Origin of the sequence: Winogradskyella vincentii (assembly GCF_020166345.1) — a bacterium.
GTDB classification, from domain to species: Bacteria; Bacteroidota; Bacteroidia; order Flavobacteriales; family Flavobacteriaceae; genus Winogradskyella; species Winogradskyella vincentii.
On record NZ_JAIUJS010000051.1, the window covers coordinates 1 to 380 of the forward strand.

At 60.8% G+C, this 380-nt stretch carries 1 pseudogene; it reads right to left on the bottom strand.

Annotation, left to right across the window (positions count from 1 at the left end):
• A pseudogene (locus tag LBV24_RS15405) lies at window positions 1-380 on the bottom strand (T9SS type B sorting domain-containing protein); the annotation flags it as partial.

Below are 380 nucleotides of genomic sequence, written 5' to 3' on the forward strand. Positions count from 1 at the left end.
GCCGTCACCTCGTGCTGGCCCGGAGATACGTTATCGAACGTGCCGCCGTCCTGCCAAGGGCCGCCGTCAAGGCTGTACTCGTACTCGCCGGGGCCACTGGCCGTTGCTTCTATAACGTGGTTTTCCGCAAAAGCTTGTGTTACAAGCTCGACAACCAGTACCGGAGGCTCGCTCTGCACCACCTCTGCCGTGTCCGTACTGGTACAGCTGGTCGCAGATGACGTGCTCGTGTCCGTTACCGTTACGCTGTAGCTGCCGCCCTGTTGCGGCATAAGGCTAGGCCCTGTAGCGCCAGCTATGACCGTACCGTTAAGGCTCCACTCAAATCCGTAGTTCGCGGCAGACAGGCCGGTATCAAGAACCAGCGGGTCGAGCGCCTC